24 protein-coding genes and 1 pseudogene are annotated in these 22,937 nt (G+C 72.3%); 11 read left to right on the forward strand and 14 right to left on the reverse strand.

The genetic code is table 11. The features are described 5' to 3' along the window. Positions 1-19 precede the first annotated feature (19 nt). Together ACZ6R6_RS23985 and ACZ6R6_RS23990 are read left to right on the forward strand one after the other, a co-directional pair. A complete protein-coding gene (locus ACZ6R6_RS23985; protein WP_470096742.1) occupies positions 20-1,201 on the forward strand; it encodes an MFS transporter in 1,182 nt (393 codons plus the stop codon). A gap of 229 nt (positions 1,202-1,430) precedes the next feature. Next, positions 1,431-2,402, forward strand: coding sequence for an alpha/beta hydrolase (locus ACZ6R6_RS23990; RefSeq protein WP_470096744.1), 972 nt, complete (start codon positions 1,431-1,433; stop codon positions 2,400-2,402). On the opposite strand, the gene ACZ6R6_RS23995 is transcribed toward ACZ6R6_RS23990, so the two are convergent. Next, complete coding sequence (locus ACZ6R6_RS23995; RefSeq protein WP_470096746.1) at positions 2,344-3,453, reverse strand: helix-turn-helix domain-containing protein; 1,110 nt, start codon at positions 3,451-3,453, stop codon at positions 2,344-2,346. The two genes, ACZ6R6_RS23990 and ACZ6R6_RS23995, sit on opposite strands and share 59 nt — an antisense overlap. 121 nt (positions 3,454-3,574) lie before the next feature. Beyond that, positions 3,575-4,366 carry an acyl-CoA thioesterase domain-containing protein gene (locus ACZ6R6_RS24000; protein WP_470096748.1) on the reverse strand — a complete coding sequence of 264 codons (792 nt, stop codon included), beginning with the start codon at positions 4,364-4,366 and terminating at the stop codon, positions 3,575-3,577. Positions 4,367-4,485: 119 nt separating this feature from the next. Between ACZ6R6_RS24000 and ACZ6R6_RS24005 the strand changes: the two genes are divergently transcribed. Further along, a complete protein-coding gene (locus tag ACZ6R6_RS24005; RefSeq protein WP_470096750.1) occupies positions 4,486-6,750 on the forward strand; it encodes a polysaccharide lyase 8 family protein in 2,265 nt (754 codons plus the stop codon). 23 nt (positions 6,751-6,773) lie between these two features. On the opposite strand, the gene ACZ6R6_RS24010 is transcribed toward ACZ6R6_RS24005, so the two are convergent. From ACZ6R6_RS24010 to ACZ6R6_RS24020, 3 genes are read right to left on the reverse strand one after another with little or no spacing between them, the layout of a single operon-like run. Then, positions 6,774-6,911 (reverse strand): hypothetical protein, encoded by a 138-nt coding sequence (locus tag ACZ6R6_RS24010; protein ID WP_470096752.1) that lies wholly within the window; start codon positions 6,909-6,911, stop codon positions 6,774-6,776. Next, positions 6,908-8,329: a pyridoxal phosphate-dependent decarboxylase family protein gene (locus ACZ6R6_RS24015; RefSeq protein ID WP_470096754.1), complete on the reverse strand. Its 1,422-nt coding sequence runs from the start codon at positions 8,327-8,329 to the stop codon at positions 6,908-6,910. Before ACZ6R6_RS24015 ends, ACZ6R6_RS24010 begins: the two co-directional genes overlap by 4 nt. Continuing rightward, positions 8,322-8,948, reverse strand: coding sequence for a helix-turn-helix domain-containing protein (locus tag ACZ6R6_RS24020; protein ID WP_470096756.1), 627 nt, complete (start codon positions 8,946-8,948; stop codon positions 8,322-8,324). The genes ACZ6R6_RS24015 and ACZ6R6_RS24020 overlap by 8 nt, the downstream gene beginning before the upstream one ends. 284 nt (positions 8,949-9,232) lie before the next feature. Here ACZ6R6_RS24020 and ACZ6R6_RS24025 point away from each other — a divergent pair. Then, positions 9,233-9,361 (forward strand): annotated as a pseudogene (locus tag ACZ6R6_RS24025) (DNA-binding response regulator); the annotation flags it as partial. Positions 9,362-9,436: 75 nt separating this feature from the next. Then, a complete protein-coding gene (locus ACZ6R6_RS24030) occupies positions 9,437-10,576 on the forward strand; it encodes a hypothetical protein (RefSeq protein ID WP_470096758.1) in 1,140 nt (379 codons plus the stop codon). A gap of 71 nt (positions 10,577-10,647) precedes the next feature. Here the strand turns inward: ACZ6R6_RS24030 and ACZ6R6_RS24035 are convergent, their stop codons facing one another. After that, the gene (locus ACZ6R6_RS24035) at positions 10,648-11,553 is read right to left on the reverse strand and encodes an alpha/beta fold hydrolase (RefSeq protein ID WP_470096760.1); all 906 of its coding nucleotides are present in this window, start codon (positions 11,551-11,553) and stop codon (positions 10,648-10,650) included. Positions 11,554-11,668: 115 nt separating this feature from the next. On the opposite strand from ACZ6R6_RS24035, the gene ACZ6R6_RS24040 reads away from it, so the two are divergent. Continuing rightward, on the forward strand, positions 11,669-12,370 hold the full coding sequence (locus ACZ6R6_RS24040) for a winged helix-turn-helix transcriptional regulator (protein ID WP_470096762.1): 702 nt from the start codon (positions 11,669-11,671) through the stop codon (positions 12,368-12,370). A gap of 300 nt (positions 12,371-12,670) precedes the next feature. Next, entirely contained in the window at positions 12,671-13,399 is a 729-nt protein-coding gene (locus ACZ6R6_RS24045; RefSeq protein ID WP_470096764.1) for a DUF427 domain-containing protein, read from the forward strand. On the opposite strand, the gene ACZ6R6_RS24050 is transcribed toward ACZ6R6_RS24045, so the two are convergent. The 5 genes from ACZ6R6_RS24050 to ACZ6R6_RS24070 all read right to left on the reverse strand — a co-directional run bounded on the left by ACZ6R6_RS24050 (position 13,400) and on the right by ACZ6R6_RS24070 (position 16,762). Beyond that, positions 13,400-13,822: a PIN domain-containing protein gene (locus ACZ6R6_RS24050; protein WP_470096766.1), complete on the reverse strand. Its 423-nt coding sequence runs from the start codon at positions 13,820-13,822 to the stop codon at positions 13,400-13,402. It lies immediately after the preceding gene. After that, a complete protein-coding gene (locus ACZ6R6_RS24055; RefSeq protein ID WP_470096768.1) occupies positions 13,822-14,073 on the reverse strand; it encodes a type II toxin-antitoxin system Phd/YefM family antitoxin in 252 nt (83 codons plus the stop codon). Before ACZ6R6_RS24055 ends, ACZ6R6_RS24050 begins: the two co-directional genes overlap by 1 nt. 258 nt (positions 14,074-14,331) lie before the next feature. After that, positions 14,332-15,306, reverse strand: coding sequence for a ketopantoate reductase family protein (locus ACZ6R6_RS24060; RefSeq protein WP_470096770.1), 975 nt, complete (start codon positions 15,304-15,306; stop codon positions 14,332-14,334). Further along, entirely contained in the window at positions 15,233-16,111 is an 879-nt protein-coding gene (locus tag ACZ6R6_RS24065) for a glycosyltransferase family 2 protein (RefSeq protein WP_470096772.1), read from the reverse strand. The genes ACZ6R6_RS24060 and ACZ6R6_RS24065 overlap by 74 nt, the downstream gene beginning before the upstream one ends. A gap of 366 nt (positions 16,112-16,477) precedes the next feature. Continuing rightward, positions 16,478-16,762 carry a hypothetical protein gene (locus ACZ6R6_RS24070; protein ID WP_306865806.1) on the reverse strand — a complete coding sequence of 95 codons (285 nt, stop codon included), beginning with the start codon at positions 16,760-16,762 and terminating at the stop codon, positions 16,478-16,480. Between the two features lie 226 nt (positions 16,763-16,988). On the opposite strand from ACZ6R6_RS24070, the gene ACZ6R6_RS24075 reads away from it, so the two are divergent. From ACZ6R6_RS24075 to ACZ6R6_RS24090, 4 genes are read left to right on the forward strand one after another with little or no spacing between them, the layout of a single operon-like run. After that, the gene (locus ACZ6R6_RS24075; RefSeq protein ID WP_470096774.1) at positions 16,989-18,422 is read left to right on the forward strand and encodes a helix-turn-helix domain-containing protein; all 1,434 of its coding nucleotides are present in this window, start codon (positions 16,989-16,991) and stop codon (positions 18,420-18,422) included. Next, positions 18,422-19,327, forward strand: coding sequence for a phosphotransferase enzyme family protein (locus ACZ6R6_RS24080; RefSeq protein ID WP_306865810.1), 906 nt, complete (start codon positions 18,422-18,424; stop codon positions 19,325-19,327). The genes ACZ6R6_RS24075 and ACZ6R6_RS24080 overlap by 1 nt, the downstream gene beginning before the upstream one ends. Before the next feature lie 24 nt (positions 19,328-19,351). Continuing rightward, positions 19,352-19,786 carry an SRPBCC family protein gene (locus ACZ6R6_RS24085; protein ID WP_470096777.1) on the forward strand — a complete coding sequence of 145 codons (435 nt, stop codon included), beginning with the start codon at positions 19,352-19,354 and terminating at the stop codon, positions 19,784-19,786. A 5-nt stretch (positions 19,787-19,791) separates the two neighbouring features. Continuing rightward, on the forward strand, positions 19,792-20,544 hold the full coding sequence (locus tag ACZ6R6_RS24090) for an IclR family transcriptional regulator (protein ID WP_470096779.1): 753 nt from the start codon (positions 19,792-19,794) through the stop codon (positions 20,542-20,544). 137 nt (positions 20,545-20,681) lie between these two features. On the opposite strand, the gene ACZ6R6_RS24095 is transcribed toward ACZ6R6_RS24090, so the two are convergent. The 3 genes from ACZ6R6_RS24095 to ACZ6R6_RS24105 all read right to left on the reverse strand — a co-directional run bounded on the left by ACZ6R6_RS24095 (position 20,682) and on the right by ACZ6R6_RS24105 (position 22,863). Further along, positions 20,682-21,230 carry a dihydrofolate reductase family protein gene (locus ACZ6R6_RS24095; protein ID WP_470096781.1) on the reverse strand — a complete coding sequence of 183 codons (549 nt, stop codon included), beginning with the start codon at positions 21,228-21,230 and terminating at the stop codon, positions 20,682-20,684. Between the two features lie 210 nt (positions 21,231-21,440). Then, a complete protein-coding gene (locus ACZ6R6_RS24100) occupies positions 21,441-22,313 on the reverse strand; it encodes an SRPBCC domain-containing protein (protein ID WP_470096783.1) in 873 nt (290 codons plus the stop codon). After that, positions 22,306-22,863, reverse strand: a complete 558-nt coding sequence (locus ACZ6R6_RS24105) for a helix-turn-helix domain-containing protein (RefSeq protein WP_470096785.1) — start codon at positions 22,861-22,863, stop codon at positions 22,306-22,308. Before ACZ6R6_RS24105 ends, ACZ6R6_RS24100 begins: the two co-directional genes overlap by 8 nt. Positions 22,864-22,937: the final 74 nt, after the last annotated feature.

The raw sequence follows: 22,937 nt of genomic DNA on the forward strand, positions 1-22,937 counted from the left end.
CCTGTTAATTTCTAGCATCATGCACAACGACAATCAACGTGCTCGCATTGCGATCTCGGCGGTGTTCGCCACCCACGGCGTGGTCTCGGGAAACCTGGCGACCCGCATCCCGTGGCTGCAGGAGCATCTCCAACTGGGGCCCGCCGCCCTGGGCGTGGCCCTGTTCTGCTCCGCACTGGGCGCCTTCGTCGCCATGCCGATGGCCGGGCGCCTGGTCCACCACTACGGGGGGCGCGCCGCAACCCGGGTCCTGATCGCCCTGTTCTGCGCGGCGCTGGCCCTCCCCACGCTCGCTCCCGGCCTGCCCTGGCTGTGCGCGGCGTTCCTCGTCTACGGCGCGGCGGCCGGCATGAGCGACGTCGCGATGAACGCCCAGGGAGTGCTCGTCGAACGGCGCCTGGAGCGCTCGATCATCTCCGGCCTGCACGGCATATGGAGCGCGGGCAGCCTGACCGGCGCGGGGATCGGGGTGGTCGCGGCGCAGGCCGGGCTCGACGCGCGCGTCCACCACTCGGTCGCGGCGCTGGCACTTCTGGCCGTCGGCGTCGTGGCCGGCCGTGACCTGCTCGACACCCGGCCCGAGCCCGGTGAGCAGGCGCCACCCCGGTTCGCCGTGCCCCCGCGGGCGATCCTCGCCATCGGGGCCGTCGGGTTCTGCGCCACCATCGCCGAGGGCGCCAGCGTGAACTGGGCCGCCGTCTACGTCAAGGACGTCACCGGCGCCGGTCCCGGCGTCGCCGCCGCCAGCTACGCGATCTTCGCGCTGGCCATGGCGGTCACCCGGCTGTCCGGAGACCTGATCGTCCGCAGGCTCGGACCGGTCGTGACCGTCCGTGCCGGCGGCCTGATCGCCACCGCCGGCGGGATCGTGATCGTCGCGGCCCGCACGCCGCTGCTGGGGATCATCGGCTTCGCCCTGGTCGGACTGGGCGTGGCGGTGGTCGTGCCGCTGTGCTTCGCCGCCGGGGGCAACGCCACCGCGACGCCCAGCCTGGGGATCGCGGGGGTCGCGACGATCACCTATCTGTCCGGGCTCGTGGCCCCCGCCGTGATCGGCTGGATAGCCGACGCGACCTCGCTGCCCACCACGTTCGGCCTCCTGGCGGCTGTCACCCTGACGGGGGCCCTCCTCGCCGGGGCCCTGCGCCCCGCGGCGGGCCGGAGCGGCCGTCCCCTGGCGGAGGTCGAGGCGGAGGTCTGACCGTCCGGCCGCCTGCTGATCCGGGACGGCCGCCTGCTGCCCGGGGAGGGGCCTCCCGGCCCGCCGGCCGGGTAGGGGTGGACGGCCGCCGACTGGCGGTCAAGTGCCCGCTCATCGCGGCCATGTTGCGGTTGTGAGACGGCCGTGGGCTCACGCATGCTCTGGGCAAGACCGATCGCGCGTACGGCACGCCGTCTTCCCGTAGGTGACCAATCCAGAGGTGAGTGACATGGCGCTTCATCCGAACATCGATCCCGGACTGGCCGAGGCCCTCGCGGCGGGCCCGCTCCCGGTGTCCGACCTGCGCGGCATGCGGCCGGAGGACGTGCCCGGTCTCCGCGTCCAGGTGGAGGCGGCGTTCGCGGCGATGGCCCCCCTGGAGCTGGACGGACGGGTGGCGATCGAGGACCGGATGGTGCCGGGCCCGGAGGGCGCTCCCGACCTCCGGCTGCGGATCTACCGTCCTGCCGGGCAGCGGAGAGCGGTCCCGGGGATCTACTGGATCCATGGCGGCGGCATGATGTTCGGCAACGTGGAGACGGAGGACCCGTGGCTGGTGGACTACGCCGTCCAGGTGGGGTGCGTGGTCGTCTCGGTCGAATACCGCCTCGCGCCGGAGCACCCGCACCCGGCGCCGGTGGAGGACTGCTACGCCGGTCTGCTCTGGACCGCCAAGAACGCCGCCGAGCTCGGCATCGATCCCGAGCGCCTCGCGGTGGCCGGGGTCAGCGCCGGAGGCGGCCTCGCCGCGGGCACCGTGCTGCTGGCCCGCGACCGGGGCGCTCCCGCGCTGGCCTTCCAACTGCTGATCTGTCCGATGCTCGACGACCGCAACACCACGCCGTCCAGCCACGAGTTCACCGAGGCGGTGGTCTGGGACAGGGCCGCCAATCTCCTCGGCTGGGCCTCGCTGCTGGGCGACGACGCCGGCACCGACGGGGTGTCGCCGTACGCCGCACCCGCCAGGGCGACCGACCTGTCAGGCCTGCCGCCGGCCTATGTCGACGTCGGCGAGTTGGAGGTCTTCAGGGACGAGTGCATCGACTATGCCCAGCGGCTGGTGCGGGCGGGCGTCTCCACCGAGTTCCACCTGTATCCGGGGGCCTTCCACGGCTTCGACATGGTGCTGCCCGACGTGGAGATCAGCCGCCGGGCCGTCGCCGAGCGGATGGTGGCGCTCCGCCGGGCCCTGCTCCGCTGACACCCGCGCGCAGCCGTACGAGTTGGAGGGCCAGGTGCGCCCGGAGGCGTCCGGCGGGGTCGGCCAGGGAGAAGCCGAGAACGGCCTCGGCGCGCGCGAGGCGCGCCGCCAGCGAGCTGTGGTGCAGGTGCACGGCGGCGGCCGCCCGGCGCACCGACCCCTCGGCGCACAGGGCCCGCACCGCGTCCAGCGCCTCCGCGCCGTACGGCCGGCGGGAGAGCTCCTCGACGGCGCGCACGTCGGCGAGGCCGGAGATGGCCTCGTCCGGCACGTGGGTCGCGAACAGGGCGAGCGCCCCGAGATCGGCCCAGTTCACCACCCGGTCCGCGGGGTGCGGGCCGGTGAAGCGCAGCGCGGTCCGCGCGCCGGCCCAGGAGGCGGCGACGTCCGTCCCGTTCACCGACGGCCCGACGCCGGCGCGCCACGTCCCGGGCAGCCCGTCCACGCCGGGGCTCACCAGCAGCGCCGCGATGTCGCCCACCGTGGCCGTCCGGACGTGGTGGCCGGCGGCGCGCAGGTGGGTGGCGAGGGCGTCCCCGTCGCCGGCCGGACCGGCGAGCACCTGGAGCCGGGCGGCGGGCCCGAAGCCGAGCAGGCGCAGCGCCCGTGCCCGCTCGGCCTCGCAGGCGTCGGCCGACAGGGCCAGCTCCACCAGGGCCGGATCGTTGCCCGCCTGCGCCAGGGCGGCGGCCCGTTCAAGCGTGATCTCCGCCGCCACGGCGAAGCGCTCCAGCACGATCTCGTCGAGTCCGTGGGCCCGGCCCTCGCGCTCCATCCACACGGCGCCGAGGGACGAGCCGAGCGGGCGGTCGGCCGCCGACTCGGGAGGAGCCCCGGACCGCTCGGCGTTCCCACCGGGGGAGACCCGCAGCCGCCTGCCCGTGACCGCGTCGACGAGACCCACGGGGCACTGCGCCAGCCGTGCCGTCGCCTGCAGGAGCACCGGGACGCTCGCGTGGTTGCGCACCAGTGAGTCGAAGTAGGCGATGACGCGGACGGCACTCTCCGCGTCGGCGTCCAGGGTCGACAGATGCAGCAGTAATCCCCGCACGGCTCCAGACTAGGCGCCGCGGCCGGCGGGTGTGCCGGATCCGGGGGCTGCCCGCCCGGTGCTCCGGGTGCTCAACCGGCGGCGCGGCCGGGGCGGGTGGGCGGCGGCCGGCTCCACCTCCTCAGCCCGCTTCCTGGCGGCCGAGGACGCTTCCCGGGTTGACCACGGCGGTCACCAGGCAGTAGCCGATCGGACCCGAGGTGTCGTGCAGCGTGCAGTGGCCGGTCGCGATGCCTCCGTCGCTCAGATGGCCGCTCGACTCCATGCCCAACTCCTCGCCGACCGGCGGGCGGCTGAGGGCGAGGGTGTAGTCGGCGTTGATGAAGTGCAGGCCCGCCGTACCGGAGTTGCTCAGCGGGCTGGCGAAGTCGGCGACCAGCGCGGCGCGCACGAACGGCGACACCGCCTCGCCCTCGACCAGCGGGTGGGTCTCCCTGAGCCAGACCCGGTTGGGGCCGCCCTCGGCCCAGTCGGTCAGCCGCCAGAGGTCGAACGGCAGCGCCACGGCGTCCGGCGGGGGCGGGCCGAGCTCCGCGGGGGAGGGCGCGTCCCAGGCCGGGGTGGACCACGTCTCGCCCGCCGGCTGCCCGCTCCCGCGCAGGAGCACGGCACTGGCCCGTGCGACCACGCCCTGCTCGCTCCGCACGGTGGCGTCGGCCACCCGGATCCTGCGGCCCTCCCGCACCCTGACCGTGTCCACGCTCAGCGGCAGGAGCGGGCTGTTGCGGAACAGGTCGACGGTCAGCCGGGCGAAGTGGAGATCCGGATCGCCGTGCTCCGCCTCGATCGCCCTCGCGGCCAGGCCGCCGAGCAGCCGGCCGTGCAGCATGTCCGGTGACCATGGGCTGCGGGCATGGGGGGCGGGGACGAGCACGTCGTTCTTGAGGACGAAGAACGCACTGTTGTCTTTCACAGAATCAGATTCTAGTGTCCGCGTCCGGCGCGGCCCTGTCCCCGAGGAGGCCGGAGGGCGGTCCGGTCCGGCGGAGAGACCGGTGACGAGGCTCTGGATCTTCGCGTGATAATCGACGCGTGAACGGATGTTCCCGGCGAATATTTCTCCAGCTCAGCGGTGCCGCCACGGTCGGCGCGCTGATCCCGGGGCATGCCGCGCCCGCGGGAGACGATCCCTTCGCCCTGCTGCGCCGCCGCTGGCGGGACGTGACGGCCGGGTCAGGATTCGACCCGGCGGCCGAGCCGTACCTGACCCGGCTGGCGGGGTTGGGGGCGGCGGCGGCCGGCTACCGGGACGCCATGGCGCCGACCGGCGCCTCGCTCTGGCCCGACCTGGCGTTCCCCTCCTTCACCGGCACCCCGGCGCGGCTGCGGACCATGGCCCGCGCCTACGCCCTGCCGGGGACCGGTCTGACCGGCGACGCGGGCCTGGCCGCGGCCGTCGCCACCGGCGTCGACCACTACCGGCGGCACGTGTACGCCACGGGCGCGGACCCGGTCGGCAACTGGTGGGACTGGCAGATCGGCGCCCCCAAGAAGCTCCTCGACGCGGCTGTGCTGATCGGTCCCCACCTGGCCGAGCGGCAGAGCAGGGCGCTGCGGGACGCGGTGGACCACTTCCTGCCCGAGTGCCGCCTGGACGACTACAGCGGCACCAGCACCGGGGCCAACCGGGTGGACCTGTGCACGGTGACGCTGCTGCGCGCCGTCCTCGGATCCGACCCGGGCAAGGCCGCGCTGGCCGCCTCGGCGCTCTCCCCGGTCTTCCCCTACGTCCACGAGGGCGACGGGCTCTACCGGGACGGCTCGTTCCTCCAGCACACCTCCGTCCCCTACCAGGGCGGATACGGAGCGGTGCTGCTGTCCGGGCTCGCGACGCTGTTCGCGGTGTTGCGCGGCTCGCCGTGGGAGATCACCGACCCGGCCAGGCAGGTCGTTTTCGACGCCGTCGAGAGGTCGTTCGCGCCGGTCGTCCACGACGGCTTCTGCATGGACCTCGTCAGCGGCCGCGGGATCGGCAGACAGCCGTACGGTGACCACAGGAGAGGGCGGGAGATCGCCTCCTCGATCCTGCTGCTGGGGGAGGCGGCCTCCGCCGCCGAGCGGGCCCGCTGGCAGGGCATGGTCAAGGGGTGGGCGCTGCGGAACACCTGCAAGCCCATGCTCAAGGCGGCCGAGGGCAGCGATCTGGGGTTCCACGCCCGTCTCGCCGCGGTCCTGGACGACGACGCGATCCCGGCGGCCGACGAACCCACCGGGCACCGACTGCTGGCGATGAGCGCCCGCGCCGTCCATCGCAGGCCGGGCTGGTGCGCGGGGCTCAGCATGGCCTCCTACCGGATCGGCCACTACGAGTACGGCAACGGCGAGAACCTACGCGGCTGGCACACCGGATCGGGGATGCTCTACTGGTGGGGCGAGGGCCACGGCGACCAGTACTCCGACGCCTTCTGGTCCACCGTCGACCCCTACCGCCTGCCGGGCACGACCGTCTCCACCCGGCGGCTGGCCGACGGCGCCGGTGAGGAGTGGGGCGACACCTGCCCGCCGGGCCGCTGGGTAGGCGGCGCCACCGACGGCACGTACGCGACGGTCGGGCAGCACCTGAACGGCTTCGGGAGCACGATGGAGGCCTTCAAGTCGTGGTTCTTCCTCGACGACGCGGTGGTCTGCCTGGGCGCCGGGATCGCCGGCGGGGACGGCGTGCCGGTCGAGACCATCGTGGACAACCGCAGGACCGACGCGCCTCTCACCGTGGACGGCACCGAGGGCTGGGCGCACCTGGAGGGGCACGGCGGCTACGTTCTGCCCTGCGCCCGCCTGCGCACGCTGCGCGAGGAACGCACCGGCGGCCCGGACCCGGTGACCCGCGGCTACGTGACTCTCTGGCTCGACCACGGCGTCGACCCCGCCTCGGCCGGTTACGTCTACCTGCTCCTGCCGGGGGCGAGCCTGGCGGAGACCCGGGCCCGCGCCGCCGATCCCGGCTGGGCGCGCGTGCTCGCCAACACCGCCCGTCGGCAGGGCGTCCAGGTTCCGTCGCTCGGGATCACCGCCGTCAACTTCTGGAACGACGGGGCCGTCGGCGGCCTGGCCGCCTCCGCACCGTGCGCGGTCCTCGTCAGGGAGAGCACCGACGGCACGGCCACGCTGACCGTGTCGGACCCCCGGCGCGAGCTGAGCGGGCTGACCGTGACCTGGGACCGGCCGGTGGCCGAGGTGCTCCACGGCCACCCGCTCCTGACGGGCGCCGAGACCGGGGCGGGGCTGACGCTCGCCTTCGGGCGGCTGGCGGACCGGGGTGGCGGCTCGAAGACGGTCACCGTACGGCTCGGCCGCTGAGCGCCCCGGGCCGTCCCGCGTGATCAGGTGGGGGGCGGCTCCGGCGTGGCGTGCTCGCCGAGCGTGTCGGCCAGGGTGTCCGGCGTGCGGAACCGGACAGCGTGCCATCCGCGCCGGCGGGCCACCCCACCGAGGTCGCACACCAGCACGCGGGCGGTCACCAGGCGATCTCTTTCGCGGCCGCGCGGATCTCGTCGAGCAGGACGGCCAGGTCCTCCTCGGTGGTGTCCGGATGGAGGATGCAGGCGCGCAGGGCGTCGTCCGTGCCCAGACGGGTGCCGGTGAGGAAGGCGTTGCCCCGCCGCTGGACGGCGATGGGGATGGCGCGGTTGAGCGCGTCGAGCCGGTCGCCGGTGACCTCCGGTGCCGGGCGGTACCGGAACGCGGTGATGGAGGTGGTGACGGGGGCGAGGAGGTCGAAGTCGTCGGCGTCGTCGACCATGACGGCCAGGGTGCGCGCGAGCCCCGCCGTGTGGTTCACGAGCCGGGCGATGCCCTGCCGGCCGAGGTGCGACATCGTCGCCCAGGTCTTCAGCGCCCGGAAGGGGCGCGTCTGCTCCGTCCCGTACTCGGAGAACCAGCCGAGCTCGTCGGCGTTGTCGTCCTGCAGGTAGGCGGGCACCAGGCTGAAGGCGTCACGGGCCGCCGACGGGTCGCGCAGCAGCGCGCACCCGCAGCCCACCGGGACGCCGAGCCACTTGTGCGGATCCAGCGCCAGCGAGTCCGCCCTGTCCATTCCCGCGTAGCCGGGGGCGGCGCCGTCGGCCAGGACGCCGAGCGCGCCGTAGGCGCCGTCGATGTGGAACCACAGCCGGCTCTCGGCGGCGACGTCGGCGATCTCGTCGAGCGGGTCGACGGCGCCGGTGTTGACGGTGCCCGCGCTCGCGGCCACGCAGAACGGCCGCAGGCCCGCCGACAGGTCCTCGGCGATCATCGAACGGAGCGCGCGGACGTCCATGCGGTAGGCGCCGTCGACCGGCACCGTGCGCACCTGCCGCGCCCCCAGGCCGAGCAGGTCGGCGGCCTTGCGCAGGCAGCTGTGCCCTTCGGCCGAGACGTACAGGACCATCGGCGCCCGCCCGGACAGCCCTTCCTCGCGCGCGTCCCATCCGTCCTGGCGTGCCGCCCGCTGCCGGGCGGTGGCCAGGCAGACGATGGTGGCCATGGACGCTCCGCTGGTCAGCAGCCCGCCGCCCGGCGGATGGGGGTAGCCGACGAGGTCGGCCAGCCAGCGCACGACGGTGCGCTCCAACAGGGGGCCGGCGTGCTCACCGCCCGCGCAGCTCGGATTCAGGGCGGCGGCCAGCGGCTCGATGAGCACGCCCGCCGGGGAGGGCGGGGAGTTCACCCAGCCGAAGAACCGGGGATGCCCGTTGCCCATCGGATGGCGCATCACCCGGCTGCGCACGTCCTCCACCAGCTCCTCCAGCCCCCGGCCGGTCTCGGGCAGCCGCTGGGCGGTCAGCCAGAGGCGGTCGTCGGCCGGCACCGGCCGCCAGACCGGCTCCTGGCGGACGCGACCGAGGTGGTCGGCCATGAGGTCGGCCGCCTTCCCGGCGGCCTGGCGCAGCTCATCCATCGAGCATCCCCTTTCGCGGACCGTGGTGCGCGGCCGAGGGGCCGCCCAACTCCATGGCCAGGTAGTACACACAGTCGGTGTCGCCGTCGTTGGCGAAGGCGTGGCGGCAGTCACCCGGGTAGTAGGCCGAATCCCCGGCGTGCAGGGCATGCGGCCGGTCGTTGAGCGTGAGCCGCAGCCGGCCGGACTCGACGGCCACGTATTCCCGCGATCCCGGCGCGTGCGGGGCGAACTCCCCGGCGTCGACGCCCGGGTCGATGGTCGTCCGCATGAACTCGAACTCCACCTCCGGCAGCACGGGAGACAGGATGCGCCGCTCCCATCCGGACGGGTCGCGCAGCACGCGCTGCTCGGCCCGGCGGAGCACCCGCGGCGTCTGGCGCCCGGGCTCGTCCAGCAGCCGCGCGATCGAGGTGCCCAGCGCCGTGGCCAGCCGGTCCAGGACGAGCACGCTCGGGGTCTTGGCCCCCCGCTCCACCTCCGACACCATGCTCCGGCTGATCCCGCTCGACTCGGCCAGCCGTTCGATGGACAGTCCGCGGGAGCGGCGCTCGGCCCGGATCCGCGAGCCCAGCTCGGCCATCGACAGGCCACTGGAGAGAACTCCGTCGTCTTCCACGCTCTCCACTATAGCGGCGACATTTCCACGATAGTGGAGGGGTTGGGTCGGCGGCGGATGAGGTGATCAGGGCGGGGACGGGCGCGAGGGCGCGGGCGCACCGGGGCCCCAACATACTTCCTCCGGTGTAGCCCGTACCTCGGACGGTGCAGGCCCGGATGACGGCCGGCGGACGACGCGGCCCGGACGCGGCCCGCCCTAGCGTGAGGTCACCGCTCTCCCGGTCACCGGTTCTCCCGGTCACCGCTTCTCCCCGAGGAAGGACCCCGCATGGCCGAACCGTCGCCAAGACCCACATCACCAGGGCCATCGCCAAGCTGGATGTGCGCGACCGCGTCCAACTGGTCATCCTGGCCTACGAGAGCGGCCTGACGCGGCCCGGTGACCTCGGCCCGGCCCCAGGGCGCCGGTAGGACCGTGGCAGGCGTGCCACGCCGAGGCCGACGGCGCTGATTCTGAAATGCCGCCAAGCGGTGACCTGTCATTACGTGCAGGGCGTCACGGCGCCCCTTGATCCCGACGGGGACGATCCGGCAGAGTTGATCGGCGCCTGCGGGCTGATGCCGGGCATGGACCGATCAGGAGGGTGCGTGGTCGCAGCGGGGTGGCGGGTCCGGGGCGTGCTGACGGCGCTCATGGCCGTCGTCTTCCTGGCCGGTTGCTCCACGGGCGCAGCGCCTCCGAAGATCCCGCGGTCGCAGCCGTCCTGGCATTTCCTGGGCGGCGATGGTTCGCGTGTCGCGGCCGACGATCTCTGTCCGAAGGGCGAGGGGCCGAGAGGATTGGACTGCCGCTCGAAAGCTCCGGGATACAGGGCCTGTGTCAAGCGTCATCCGGTGAGAACCTCCGCCACGTTATGTCAGCAGGCGTTGATCGTCCGCATTGAATGCAGATTCGGGGAGCGGGCCCCCTTCCGTGGCGGAGAGGACTGCGCCGGGTCGTTCGACTCCTATCTGGCGTGCCGGACGGGGACTCCCAGCCGCTCTGACGAGGTGTGCGCCGCGGGTGAGAGGGAGCTGTCGCGCTGTCCGGGCCATTTCGATCCGGCCAGCGACTTCGACTGCGTGAAGGCGCGGGAGGCCTACTACGAGTGTCGCGACGACGGGCGGGGCGACAACGCGTTCTGCTCGACATATATCGAGGTCCTCGGTCTGTGTCGCACATTGAGGGTCGGCTGCTCCGACCTTCTCGACAAGTATCTTGTGTGCGCGGGTGAGGGGCTCTCGCCGAACGAGTGCGCGTTCGGGCTCGATATGAGACTCAACTGCCTGCGGGAGCTCGGAGACGGCATCTTCCGGCAGGCCGCGACATGTGACTCCCTCTGGCGTGATTCCGTCAGAGACTGCGATGGCACTCGGGGACTTGAGGCAGACGGCCCCACGCCTTGTACGGGTGGCGCGACTTGGGACGTGGCGAGCTACTCGATCTGTGAAAAACAGGGCGAACCTGCCGAAACGGTTGGTGTGGCCTACGTGTATCCGTTGAGCGGAGGCTCCAGCCATGAACCTGTCTGCTGGGCGCCTGAGGACGGGGATCGCCCCATGATCGAGGCGGCCACGCACGCCTCCGGCGGACGGGGTGTCCGCGCCGTACACCACCACGGCGAGACCCGCTACGAACCCATGTGATCACCCTCTGCGGCGCCGTGCGCGCGGGGCGGCGGCGGTCGGGCCGGGATCAGGGGTCGCCCCGCGGCCGGTCACCGCACGCCGCGTTCGGTGTGCCCGACGATCGCCGGGATGACCGTGTCCCACACCTGGCGCGGCGGCATCTGGTGGCCCATGCCGGGCAGCGGGACCAGCCAGGCCCCGGGGATCTCGCGGGCCAGTGCCTCGGCGTGCCCGTAGGGGAAGAGCGGGTCCTCGGTGCCGTGCAGGACCAGGGTCGGTGCGGTGATCTCGCCGAGGCGGGGGCGGATCGGCCCGCCGCCCTCGATCATCCAGTGGTTCGACGCGGCGGCCGGGACCGGGCTGCGATCGAACACGCGCCCGGCGGTGCGGCGTACGCACTCCTCGTCGACCGGGATCGTGCCGGAGAAGGCGTGCTCGGCGGCGAGGAAGTACGCGATGACCGCGTCGCGGTCGGACCAGTCGGGGCCGGGGGCCGGCTCCTCGAACATCTTGGCCAACGGCTCGCTCATCGGCGGCAGGTCGGGACTGTCCGGACCGCCGGGCCCGCCGGGGCTGGTGGACATCAGGGTGAGTGACAGGACCCGTTCCGGGTGCTCGAGGCCGAGCCGCTGTGCCAGCCCCCCGCCCATCGAGATGCCCACGATGTGCGCTGCGGCCAGGCCGTAGGCGTCGAGCACGCCGATCGCGTCGGCGAGCAGGTCGTCCTGCGTGTACGTCGGCGCGCCGACCGGGAACGTCGTGGAGCGGCCGGTGTCGCGGGTGTCGTAGCGGATCACGTAGCGGCCGGACGCGGCGAGTCGGGCGGTGAAGTCGTCGTCCCACCAGTCCATCGACGACTCCGCGCCCGAGATGAGCAGGATCGCGGGGGCGGCCGGGTCGCCGAAGGCCTGTACGGCCAGGTCGACGCCGTTGGCGTGCACCGTCTCCTGGGGGGTGGCCCGGGACGGGTCCGTGGTCGGCTGGCTGTCGTGCATGGTGTGCCTCCTCGGCCGGGGACGAGTGTGTCTGGCCGTAACCATACTTCGATAATCAAAGTAGATGCTACTATTTTCGTAGTTAAAATTGGTCTCGGCTACGGACGAGGTGGCGATGACAAGCGCGAAGAGCCCGGAGAAGCCCTCCGGGCAGGCCACAGAGAAGGCAGGGAAGCGGACGTACGGGCAGGCGTGCCCCATCGCCCACGCGCTCGACATGATCGGCGAGCGCTGGGCGCTGCTGGTGGTGCGCGAACTGCGCCTCGGGCCGCGCCGCTACGCCGACCTGCAGGCCGCCCTGCCCGGACTCGGCCCCAGCGTGCTCGCACAGCGGCTGCGGGACCTGGAGGCGGTCGGCGTGCTGCGCAGGCGCACGCTGCCACCGCCGGCGGCCAGCAGGACGTATGAGCTCACCGAATGGGGCGCCGAGCTGGAGCCGGTGTTCGCGGCGCTGCGGACCTGGGGCATGCGCTCCCCGGTCGTGCCGCTGACCGGAGGGATCAGCGCCGACACCGTACTGCTCGGCCTGCGCGCCTTCTTCGTGCCGCAGCCGGACGCGCCGTGGACCGCGACGTACCGGATCGCCCTGGAGCGCGACGTCTACCGCGTCGAGGTCGTCGACGGCGAACTCGTCACCGTCGCGCGCGGCCAGGCGTCCGGCCCGGCTGACGCGTGCCTTGAGAGCGACCACCTCGCGCTGCAGTCCGTGCTGAGCCACGAACGTTCACTGGCCTCGGCGATCGGCGACGGCGTGCTCACGGTGACCGGCGACCTCGAGGCGGTCAGACGACTGGTCGACGCGGTCCCCCCACGCTGACGGTCACCCGCGGCTGTCCCGGCGGGCCCGGGCGCAGACCTACGAGACGGTCCGCCCCCCTGAGCCGCCCACCGCCGGCGAGCTCCGCGACCTGATCGCGGAATCCGGGGTTGTCGAGTGTCAGGTCCTCATCTCCGCGCGTCCAGGACATGTCGGCATGCCGTGGCTCCTGCTTCAGGACTCCGGCACGCGCGCCCGATGCGAAGGGCCACGGTGAACCGTGATACGGCGGCCGGCCTCTTCCCGGCCCGGCCCCGGTCCGCTGGAATAGGCCTCCGCCGTGCGGGGTTGGCGTGGGGTATGGAGCCGATCACGCGTGGGCGGGTCCGCGTCGAGCGGGCCGCCAAGAGGGTACGGATCGTCCTGGGCGGACGGGTGATCGCCGACACCACCCGAGCGCTGCTGGTCTGGGAGGTGCCCTACTACCCGACCTACTACTTCCCCCGTGCGGACGTCGCCGTCGAGCTGGAGCCCAACGGCCGCGGCGCGCACTCGCCCAGCCGGGGCGAGGCGGTGCTCTACGACGTCGAGGGGGTGGCCGACGCGGCGCTGGCCTATCCGGACTCGCCGATCGAGGAGCTGCGCGGGCACGTGCGGTTCGAATGGGAGGCGGCCGACGCCTGGTTCGAGGAGGACGAGGAGGTCTACGTCCACGCCCGTGACCCCTACACCCGGGTGGACGTGCTGCCCTCCTCCCGCCACGTCCGCGTCGAGGTCGGCGGCGTGACCGTCGCCGACTCCCACAGCCCGCGGATCCTGTTCGAGACCGGCCTGCCGCCGCGCTACTACCTGCCCAAGACCGATATCCGCCTGGACCTGCTCACCTCCACCGACACCGTCACCCGCTGTCCCTACAAGGGGACGGCCGAATACTGGAGTGTGAACGGCCACGCGGACCTGGCCTGGTCCTACCGGACCCCGCTGGAGGAGAGCCGGCGGATCGCCGGACTGATCGCCTTCTACGACGAGAAGGTCGACGTCTACGTGGACGGCGTCCTGCAGGAGCGCCCGGCGTCGAAGTTCGCCTGATCAGCCCAGCACGTCGAAGGGGTTGAGGACGGACACCCCCGTGCCGGCGAAGTCCTTGACGTTCCGGCTGACCAGGGTCCAGCCGTTCACCCTGGCCGTTGCGGCGATCAGGCCGTCCGTCGTGGGAAGCGGGCGTACGGCGTTCAGCCGTCCCCACTCCTCGGAAACCGCCGAGGTGACGGGGATGATGCGGTCACCGAACTGCCGGTGAAGGTCGTGGAGCCAGCGTTCCAGAGCGGATGCCTGCGCGGGGTCCTTGCGTCTGCGGAGCTCGACCCCGCAGCGGATCTCGCCGACAGTCAGGCTGCTGAGGTAGAGGGTGGGCCCGTGAGCCGCGGCGATCCACTCCTTGACCTGGGAGCTTCCGTTCCGCTTGCGTGCCTCGGAGATCACGTTCGTGTCGAGTAGGTAGCCGATGCCCATCAGTCGAGATCGACTTCTCGGGGAAGGTCCTGGTTCCGGGGGAACGCGATGTCGTCGTCCCAGTCGGGATCGGAGAGAAGGAACTGCCTGAAGTCGGGGGCGCCGCCTTTGAGGCGCCGGTATTCGGCGATGTCGATGACCACGGCCACCTCCTCTCCGTGCCGGGTGACCACCTGGGGGCCCTCGGTCACCGCACGTCGTACGACCTCGCTGAAGCGCTGTTTCGCCTCCTGGACCTGCCATCCGCTCATGGACGGCCTCCTGTCTAGTCTGTCTAGACATAGAGTAACTCCAGGATGAGATCACGCGGGTGATTTTCGCCCCTGCCTGACGGCTGCCGCCTGGCAGGTCCCGCGCTGACCGAGCGCGTGCTCTCCGCTGGAGAAGCACCGGGCCGGCCGCCTTCTGCGACGAGAAGGTCGACGTCCACGTGGACGGCGTCCTGCAGGAGCGCCCGGCGTCGAAGTTCGCCTGATCAGCCCAGCGCGCCGAGCGGGTGGCCGGCGCCGTCAGCGGGCGCCGGAAGCGGAGGCGTGGGCGTCGATCAGTCCGATCAGGGTCTGGGGGGACATCGAGCCCGGCAGGAGCCGCTCGCGGGCTGAGCGGTTGGCCTCGCGCCGGAGCACCTCGTTGGCCGGTGTGGGGATGCCCAGCTCCCTGCCGAGCAGGACGATCTCGCCGTTGAGGTAGTCGGCCTCGATCGTGCCGCTGCCCCTGGCCAGACTCTGCCAGGACGAGCCGCCGCCTCGCGGGTCCCCTCCGACCGGCTCGATCCGCACCTGGTCGCCGCGCCTGGCGGCCTCCTCGGCGGGGGAGGCGTAGGCGATGCCGGCCGCGTCGAGGACCGCTCTGCCCTCGGCCGCCACCCGTTCCAGGATCGGCTCGTGGCCGGGCGCGTGGCCGCAGAGCGCCTCGTAGGCGTTGCCCAGGTTGCCCAGCAGCTTGGCGTACTTCCACCGCATCACATCGGGTACGGCGGATCCGGCGAAGAAGCTCTTGCGGAGGTCGGCGGCGAGCTGCTCGGACAGCTCGTCGGTGCCCCCGGGGTAGAGCCCGACCTGCAGCATGCCGGACATGGGAGCGCCGTAGGCGGTCACCGCGCCGGGTTCGAGATGGGAGGAGGGCAGCCAGACGCACATGCCGTACACGTGGTCGAACCGCCGCAGGACCATCCGCTCGTTGGCCACCCCGTTCTGCGCGCACACCACGGGCAGGTGCCGCGGCCAGGGGTCCAGCGCGGCGACCGTGTCCTGTGACTTGACCGCGAGGATCAGCACGTCGTCGTCACGGAGCCGGACCGGCCCGGAGGCGGCCGGGATGTCGAGCGTCTCGGTGGAGGCGGGGGTGGCCAGGCGCAGGCCGTCGCGTCTGAGCGTGTCATAGTGCGCGCCGCGGGCGACGAGCACCACGTCATGCCCGCTCTGGAACAGCCTTCCTCCGATGGTCCCGCCGACGGCCCCGGCCCCCACCACTATGTAACGCATGATCCAAGCCTGCCACATTCCGTTCCGGCGGGGCCGGCAGGGACGTCCGCGGGAGCCCGGCGGGCGCGGCCGGGGTGGACGGGGGGGCGGCGGGCAGAACCGCGACGGGCCGGGCCGTACGGCGGGCGCGTTCGCGCAGGATGGTCCGGAGCACCCGCAGGCCGTCCCGTACGGCGTGCAGGTTGCTGACACCGTGGATGCGGCAGCGCTCGTGGCTGGGGACCTCGCGGATCACGAGGCCGGCCCGGGCGGCGCGGACGTTCATCAGGGTCTCGATCTCGAAACCGTCGCAGTCGAGGGCCAGGGCGCCGAGATGGCGTGCCCAGAACGCGTTGTAGCCGTAGCACAGGTCGGTGTAGCGGGTGCCGTACAGCAGGTTGGTCACCAGGGTGAGCATCCGGTTGCCGAGCGAGCGGGTGGGGCTGATGTCGTCGGAGCCGCCTCCGGGGGCGTAGCGGGAGCCCTTGGCGAAGTCGGCGCCCTCGACCAGCGCGGTCACGAAGGCGATGATCTCCCTGCCGTCGGTGGACCCGTCGGCGTCGATCATGACGATGATGTCGCCGGTGGCGGCGGCGAACCCCTCGGTGAGGGCGTTGCCCTTGCCCCGGCGGGTCTGGGTGACGACGCGCAGGCCGGGACGGAGGGCTCTGGCGACGGCGACGGTGTCGTCGGTGGAGTTGCCGTCGACGAGGACGACCTCGTCGATCCAGGCGGGCAGGGTCGCGAAGACGTGTGGCAGGTTGGCGGCTTCGTTCAGAGCGGGGACCACCACGCTGACACTTGCGGTGAACGGGGTGTCGGTCATGGAGACAAAGTCCGCCGGGATGCCTGCAGGCCGCTTGACGGCCTCTTGCAGGGAGTGATCTCGCTCCTTGCAGCGCGAGATCCCGGTCTCCGCGGCGCGGGTGCCGGGCTCCCTCACGAGGGCGAGTTCGGGGGCGGGCTCGGGGACCGGCGGTGGGGGTGTCGGGCGGGGAGCGCCGGTCGACTCTCCGCCGTCGGCCTGTCCCGGCTGTCAGAAAGGCAGTTGCCTGCCTGAGGGGCTCCGCAGATCGAGCGGGGCCGGCTCACGCGGTGGACGCGGACGTTGGATGACCTGAATCCTTTTCACGGTCGCGCTCCCTTCTGGGCTTGATCAACGGGTGTTACCCATGTGAAGCCCAAGAATCACCTACCTGCGTATCACATGAAGCACACTAGCCACACGTTCCGCAGCCGTGGCGACATCTTCGGCATGTCCGATGCGTCCGGCCCAGGACAGCCAGAACCACCATTCGCCGTCCGCCTCGTGGGCGGCCAGGACGTCCTCCGTCCTGGCCGGGACCATCGGATTGATCACGTGAAGGCGGGGGAAGAGCCCCGCGGGAGCTTTCAGGCGCACCTGGAACGAGTGCGCCTCCAGCTGGGCGGCTAGCCGTCGCAGATGGTCGACGGCCTCGCCGTGCTCTGCCGTCATCCGGATCACTCCTGGCGGGCGATGGGGGCTTTCCCAGCAGAGTGCGGTTTTGCGGCAGGTCAGGCAATCGGCCCTTCTTCCAACCGGGGTGGGGATCAGTGGAATAGACCGGAAACTCACCGATGTTCCGTGGAAAACCCGCGGATAAAGGGAATGCAATGCACAGGCACGCTTACGCTGTGGTGCGCTCTCGTTAATCTTGTGTGAACAGCGACCGGGAGGCGCCGTGGCCCGAGGTGAGCATTCGCCCGCGTGTGCGCGTCGCTGGCGCGGGCAGGCCGAGGCCCGCCAGTGGACGCTCTGGCAGACCACCCAGGCCATCCACGGCTGCTGCGGGGTGAGCCTGCTCAAGGCGCACCGGCTGGCCCGGGGATGGTCGGCCAGGCAGTCGGTCCAGGAGCTGGAGGAGCTGTGCGAGCGCCAGGGGCTCGGCGCGGCGCGGGCCAGCATCGACCTGCTCAACGCCTGGGAGAACAACCGGGCCAGGCCCCGGCCGCAGACCATCGACCTGCTGGCCCGGCTGTACCGGGCCAACGCGGTACGGCTCGGCCTGGCCGACGACTACTGCGAGGACGACGGCGGGGTCAAGATCGTGGTCGTCTCCGGCGCCGAGGGCCGCCCGCCGTACCAGGCGGAGGAGCGGATCGACGACGACATGGAGCGCCGTGCGCTGTTCCACCACGCGCTGCTCGGCTCCCGGTTCGCGATGAGCGGGCGGCTGCTCGCCGAGGTCGAGCGGACCCGCCAGGACCTGGACCGCACGCTCGCCGTCGCCACCGTCTCCGAGGAGCAGCTCGACCGGCTCGACGAGCAGGTGCTGCGCTACCGCCGCGAATACATCACCAGCGCCCCGCTGCCGATGCTCTACCGGCTGATGCTGGAGCTGTCGGACGTGCGGACGCTCTCGGCCGCCCGCCAGCCCGCGATGGCCCAGCGCCGCCTGCTCAACGCCACCGTGATGCTCGCGCTGCTGTCGGCCGACGCGCTGATGAAGCTCGGCGACACCCGCCAGGCGCACGCCTGGTACGGCACCGCCCGCACCGCCTCCGACGACATGGGCGATCTGCGGCTGCGCGCCCTGGTCCGGGCGCAGCAGGCGATGCTCCCCTATTACTACGGCGACCTGGCCGAGACCGTACGGCTCGCCCGCGAGGCCCGGATGCTCGCCGGGAGCGCGCCCAGCTCCCCGGCGGCGCTCGGCGCGGCGGCGGAGGCGCGGGCGCTGGCCAGGATGGGCGAGCACAAGGCCGCCAGGATCGCGCTGGCGGAGGCCGAGCGGATCTTCGCCAGGATGCCCCCGGAGGGCCACGACCACCTGGCCTTCCGCTTCTCGGAGCGGCGGCTGCAGTTCTACCGGATCGGCACCCTGATCGAGCTGGGCGAGGACGTCGACTGGACGCCCGGCCCCTCCGGCCCCTACGCCATCGACCCGGTGCTCATCCTGCTCGACCAGGCCGCGCACCTGATCCGCGACGGCAAGGTCGAGGACGCCTGCCAGCTGGCCCAGAAGGCCCTGCTCCAGGTGCCGCCGGAGCACCGCACCTCCATCGTGGTCAACCGTGCCCGGGCGCTGCTGACGGAGGTGCCGCCCGGCCGGCACAAGGCGGTGGCGGTGCGCCGCCTGAGCGAACTGCTCGCCGACGCCACGCCGGTCAGCTGATGGGCCCGCTCGCGGAGGAGGCGTTCACGGTCCTACGCGAAGTCTGCGAGGACCTCGGGATCGACCACCGGGACGCCGAGCTGCTGCGGGTGCGCAGCAACGCCGTCTTCAAGCTGCGCAGCGAGATCGTGGTCCGGATCGCCACCGCGCCCAACGCGCTGACCCGCCTGCCGGTCGTACTCGCGGTGGCCCGCTGGCTGGCCCAGCAGGGCTTCCCCGCGGTGCGCCCGGCCGACGAGATCTCCGAGCAGCCCGTGGTCCACGACGGAAGGGTCGTCACGTTCTGGCACTACGTCCCGGCCAGCGGCCGTCCCACCACCACGGAGCTGGGTGAGATCCTGCGCAGCCTGCACCTGCTGCCGGTGCCGCCGGTGGCGCTGAAGCGGTTCGCCGACCCGCTGTCGGAGGTGCGCCGCGCCGTGGACCGCTCCGAGGAGCTCACCGCCTGCCAGCGGGCCTGGCTGCGCGACCGCATCGCGGAGCTGACCGAGCGCTGGGCGGGTCTGGGCATGGACGGCTCCCCGGTGCTGCTGCACGGCGACGCCTGGATCGACAACCTGCTGCGCTGCACCGACGGGCACGTGGTGCTCTGCGACTGGGACGGCGTCGCGGTCGGGCCGCGCGAGTGGGACCTGGTCCACACCTACCACGGCCAGCGCCGCTTCGGCCTGACGGCCGCGGACGTGGACGCCTTCGCCGACGCCTACGGCAGCGACCTGCGCTCGTGGCCGGGATACTCCACCCTCATGGAGGTCCGGGACATGTACGCCGTGGGCATCCACATCCGCAACGCCGGAGCCGACCCCTTCTCCCGCCGCGAACTGCCCCGGAGACTCGATTCCCTCACACGAGGTGAGCAACATGCCCGGTGGTACATGGCCGAACCCGTTAGTGTCTCCCAGTAAAAAATCTTGAACGGGGGCAGAACGGTGCCGAAGGCAACACTTCGCCATACCTTCCACGTCCGCAACACTCCGGAGGCGCTCCGCGCGCATCTGAGCCAGCCGCAGAGCTATGTCGGGCTCTCCCCGCTGGTCGTCGCGGTCAAGGACATCCAGCAGGACGGAGAGGAGACCCGCTACACCTCGGTCGAGCGCTTCAGGTTCCTCGGCCTGGTCAACTACGACAACCTGATCAAGGTGACGCTGCACAGCACGCCGCGGACCGTGGAGGGGAAGGTGAACAGTCCCGGCGGGGTGCGGCTGGACTACCGCTTCGCCCTCGCCGGGAAGGACGGCGGGACCGAGGTCGAGGACACGCTTGTGGTGCACGCCTGGAACGGCCCGCTGCTGGGCTACGCGGCGAAGAAAGCCCGCCAGGTGCAGCTCGCCCGTGCCGGGATCCTCGCTTCACGCCTAGGCTGAGGGACGTGCGGGCGCCGACGGTCACCGGGAAGGTCATGGCCATCCTGGGCGCGTTCCTGCCCGGAGACTCGCGGCTGACCCTCACCGAGATCTGCCGCCGGGCCGAGCTGCCGCCGGCCACCGGGCACCGGCTGGTCAGGGAGCTGACCGACGGGGGTTTCGTGGAGCGGCTGCCCGACGGGTCCTACCGGGTCGGGATGCGGTTGTGGCAGATCGGCGCCCAGGCGGCCGAGCCGCGCGAGCTGCGCGAGCTGGCCCTGCCGTACATGGAGGACCTCTACGCCGCCACCCGGGAGAACGTGCAGCTCGCCGTGCTCCGCGGCGATCGGGCGCTGTATGTGGAGCGGCTGCGCGGGCCCACGTCCGTGCCGATCGTCTCGCGGGTGGCGGGGGAGCTGCCGCTGCACGCCACCGCCGTCGGCAAGGTGCTGCTGGCCTTCGCCGGATCCGAGACCGTGGAGCGGGTGCTGGCCGGTGGGCTCACCGCGCACACGCCCAACACGGTGGTGGATCCGGTGCGGCTCCGGGCCGAGCTGCGGGAGATCCTGCGGACCGGCGTCGCCTGCACCCAGGAGGAGATGTCGGTGGGCACCTGTTCGGTCGCGGTGCCGGTGCGTGGGCCCGGCGAGCGGGTGGTGGCGGCGCTGTCGCTGGTGGCCTGGCGGCACAGCGCCGACCTGCGGCGGCTGGCCCCCGCGGTGCTGACCGCCGCTGGTGCGCTCTCCCGCGACCTGGCCGCGGTGTCGCGCCGGCGGTAGGTGCGGCGAGCTCGTCGCGGGGGCTCTTCGAGGGGCGCCCCTCCGAGGGGCGCCCCTCCGAGGGGCGGCCCTCCGAGGGGCGGCTCATTCGGGGCGGCGGCCACCACCGGGCCCGGGTGGTGGCCGTCCCGGCCTGCTCAGGCGCCGGCCGTCCGGTAGGTGAGGACGACGACGCCGGAGTCGAAGGTGGTGCTGTCGGCCAGTTCGACCGGGGTGGCGCTGCCCGGGCGGAACAGGGGCTCGCCCTCGCCCTTGATGACGGGGTAGATCCAGACGCGGTATTCGTCCAGCAGGCCGTGCCGGGCGAGGTCGTCGGTGAGCCGGCCGTTGCCCCAGATCAGGATGTCCTTGCCGTCCTGCTCCTTGATCTTGGTGACCTGGGCGGCCAGGTCGTCTCCGGGGATCACGACCGTGGGGTCCCAGGCGCCGGTGTCGACCGGCTGGGAGGCGACGACGTATTTGGTGATGCCGTTGACGTGGTCGGCGTAGGGGTCGCCGCCCATGTTCGGCCAGGCCTGGGCCATGCCCTCGTAGGTGGTGCGGCCCAGCAGCAGCGCGTCGCACCCGGTGGTCATGGCGAAGGCGTAGGCCATCGCGTCGTCGCTGTTGTGCTGCATGGACCACAGGTGCGGATTGTCGATGAAGCCGTCGAGCGTGCTGTAGGTGGAGGCGATGATCTTGCGCATCTCGGGGTCCTTCCCGGGGCGTGGTGATCGACCGACACGGACGGTGTGATCACTGTCACTGGATGTGAAGAGCCTTCACTGAACTTTCTGGGAGCCGGACGGGCGGAGCGACACCACGCCCCCGGCCTCGGCGCCGGTCGCGCCGGCCCGTCCCGCCCGCCACCGCTGTGGCGAGCGGCCGGAGCGCGGCGGGGGTCGCTCTGCGGGGTGTCACCGAACGGTGGTCTCCTCGGCGGCGGCCCCTTCCGGGGCGTCGAGCCAGATCGGGCGCCAGTCGGCCAGCTCGTGGAAGCGGCGCAGCTCGGCGATGCCGCTGAGCCAGCCCATCCAGGGGGCGTAGGGCGTCTGCCCGGTGCTGAAGCCGCTCTGCACGAAGGTGAGCCGGGTCCCGCCGCCGGAGTCCTCCAGCTCCCAGGTGGTGACGCCGTAGTCGGCCCAGTCGACCGACAGCGTGCGGCCGGGGTCGAGATCGATGATCTTCGCGGCCTGGCCGGCCTCGAAGCCGCCCATGGCGAAGCGCCCGCCGACGTGGGGCTCGATCTCGATGGGGAAGCCGAACCAGCGGCTGACCTTGCCGGAGTCGACGAGGGAGTCGTAGACCGCCTCCCGCGGCGCGTCGATGACGACCTCTTCCCGGAGCTGTGCGGAGGTGAAGTCGCACATCGGGGTGAGGGGGCGGCCTTCGAGGTGGTCGACCAGGTTGGCGACGGCCAGCGCCCAGAAGGTCTGCAGCACGCCCCGGATGCTGGCGCCGGTGACGACGTCCTGGAAGTCGAAATGGGTCTGCGACAGCGTGATGACGGTCGACTCCGGGCTCTCCTCCGTCAGGCGGAACTCGACGGTGGTCTCCTCGCCGTCCAGCAGCCAGGCGAAGCGCAGGGTGTGGTCGTCGACGTGCAGGAGGCGCTGGTGGGGTTCCTGGCCCTCAGGAGTGTGCCGGCCCCAGAACGCGTAGCGGTGCGGCAGATCGACCTCGGCGTGCTCGGCCAGCCAGACGCGCAGCGCCGCGGGGTCGGTCAGGGCGCGGTGGGCCTCCTTGGCGGAGGCGGCGACGCGGGCGTGCAGGGTCATCGGCTCACTCATGGGGCTCTCCTTTGGGGTAGCAGGCGACGGCGAGCTTGAAGGCGTCGCCTTCGGCGCCGCCGTAGCGGGTGAAAATGTCCCGCAGCGCGGTCTGCAGGTCGTTCAGGAACTCCTGGCGGCGCTCCGGCGGCACGTGGATCTCGCCGGAGACGCCGACGGACGGCAGCTCCGGCGCCGTCCGGTCGAGCGCGGCGATGTCGGCCTGGACCTCCTCCATGAGGTCGAGCAGGTAGCCCAGGCTCAGTTCGTCCTGCGCCCTGCGCAGGCCGATCCGGCCGACCAGGCGGGGCGACAGCCAGTAGGCGCGGGCCCCGGCCTGGTAGATGCCCTCGTGGATGCCGCGCACCCTGCGCTCGGACACCTGCTCGACCAGACCGGCGTCGACCAGGCGTTTGACGTGGTAGTAGACCCGCTGCGGGGTCTGGCCGAGCCGGGCCGCGACCTCGGTGCAGGTGCGCGGCTCGGCGAGCTGCCGCAGCACCTCGACGCGCTGCGGTTTGAGCAGGGCCTCGGCCTGCTCGATCTGTTCCAGGTACAGGACTTCTCTCATCGCAAAAAGAAGCTTGTACGTAAAATTCAATTTTGTCAATGACTCCCGGACGGCCCGACCGCACTCTCCCGCTC

It is taken from the genome of Streptosporangium sp. NPDC048886 (assembly GCF_055586905.1).

Excerpts from the sequence above, each read along its gene's own strand:
- ACZ6R6_RS24095 (WP_470096781.1), bottom strand. The coding sequence starts at position 21,230 with ATGCGCAAGATCATCGCCTCCACCTACAGCACGCTCGACGGCTTCATC.
- ACZ6R6_RS23985 (WP_470096742.1), top strand. The coding sequence starts at position 20 with ATGCACAACGACAATCAACGTGCTCGCATTGCGATCTCGGCGGTGTTC.
- ACZ6R6_RS24100 (WP_470096783.1), bottom strand. The coding sequence starts at position 22,313 with ATGAGTGAGCCGATGACCCTGCACGCCCGCGTCGCCGCCTCCGCCAAG.
- ACZ6R6_RS23990 (WP_470096744.1), top strand. The coding sequence starts at position 1,431 with ATGGCGCTTCATCCGAACATCGATCCCGGACTGGCCGAGGCCCTCGCG.
- ACZ6R6_RS24080 (WP_306865810.1), top strand. The coding sequence starts at position 18,422 with ATGGGCCCGCTCGCGGAGGAGGCGTTCACGGTCCTACGCGAAGTCTGC.
- ACZ6R6_RS24045 (WP_470096764.1), top strand. The coding sequence starts at position 12,671 with ATGGAGCCGATCACGCGTGGGCGGGTCCGCGTCGAGCGGGCCGCCAAG.
- ACZ6R6_RS24055 (WP_470096768.1), bottom strand. The coding sequence starts at position 14,073 with ATGAGCGGATGGCAGGTCCAGGAGGCGAAACAGCGCTTCAGCGAGGTC.
- ACZ6R6_RS24015 (WP_470096754.1), bottom strand. The coding sequence starts at position 8,329 with ATGGATGAGCTGCGCCAGGCCGCCGGGAAGGCGGCCGACCTCATGGCC.
- ACZ6R6_RS24060 (WP_470096770.1), bottom strand. The coding sequence starts at position 15,306 with ATGCGTTACATAGTGGTGGGGGCCGGGGCCGTCGGCGGGACCATCGGA.
- ACZ6R6_RS24065 (WP_470096772.1), bottom strand. The coding sequence starts at position 16,111 with ATGACCGACACCCCGTTCACCGCAAGTGTCAGCGTGGTGGTCCCCGCT.
- ACZ6R6_RS24105 (WP_470096785.1), bottom strand. The coding sequence starts at position 22,863 with ATGAGAGAAGTCCTGTACCTGGAACAGATCGAGCAGGCCGAGGCCCTG.
- ACZ6R6_RS24050 (WP_470096766.1), bottom strand. The coding sequence starts at position 13,822 with ATGGGCATCGGCTACCTACTCGACACGAACGTGATCTCCGAGGCACGC.
- ACZ6R6_RS24035 (WP_470096760.1), bottom strand. The coding sequence starts at position 11,553 with ATGCACGACAGCCAGCCGACCACGGACCCGTCCCGGGCCACCCCCCAG.
- ACZ6R6_RS24040 (WP_470096762.1), top strand. The coding sequence starts at position 11,669 with ATGACAAGCGCGAAGAGCCCGGAGAAGCCCTCCGGGCAGGCCACAGAG.
- ACZ6R6_RS24070 (WP_306865806.1), bottom strand. The coding sequence starts at position 16,762 with ATGACGGCAGAGCACGGCGAGGCCGTCGACCATCTGCGACGGCTAGCC.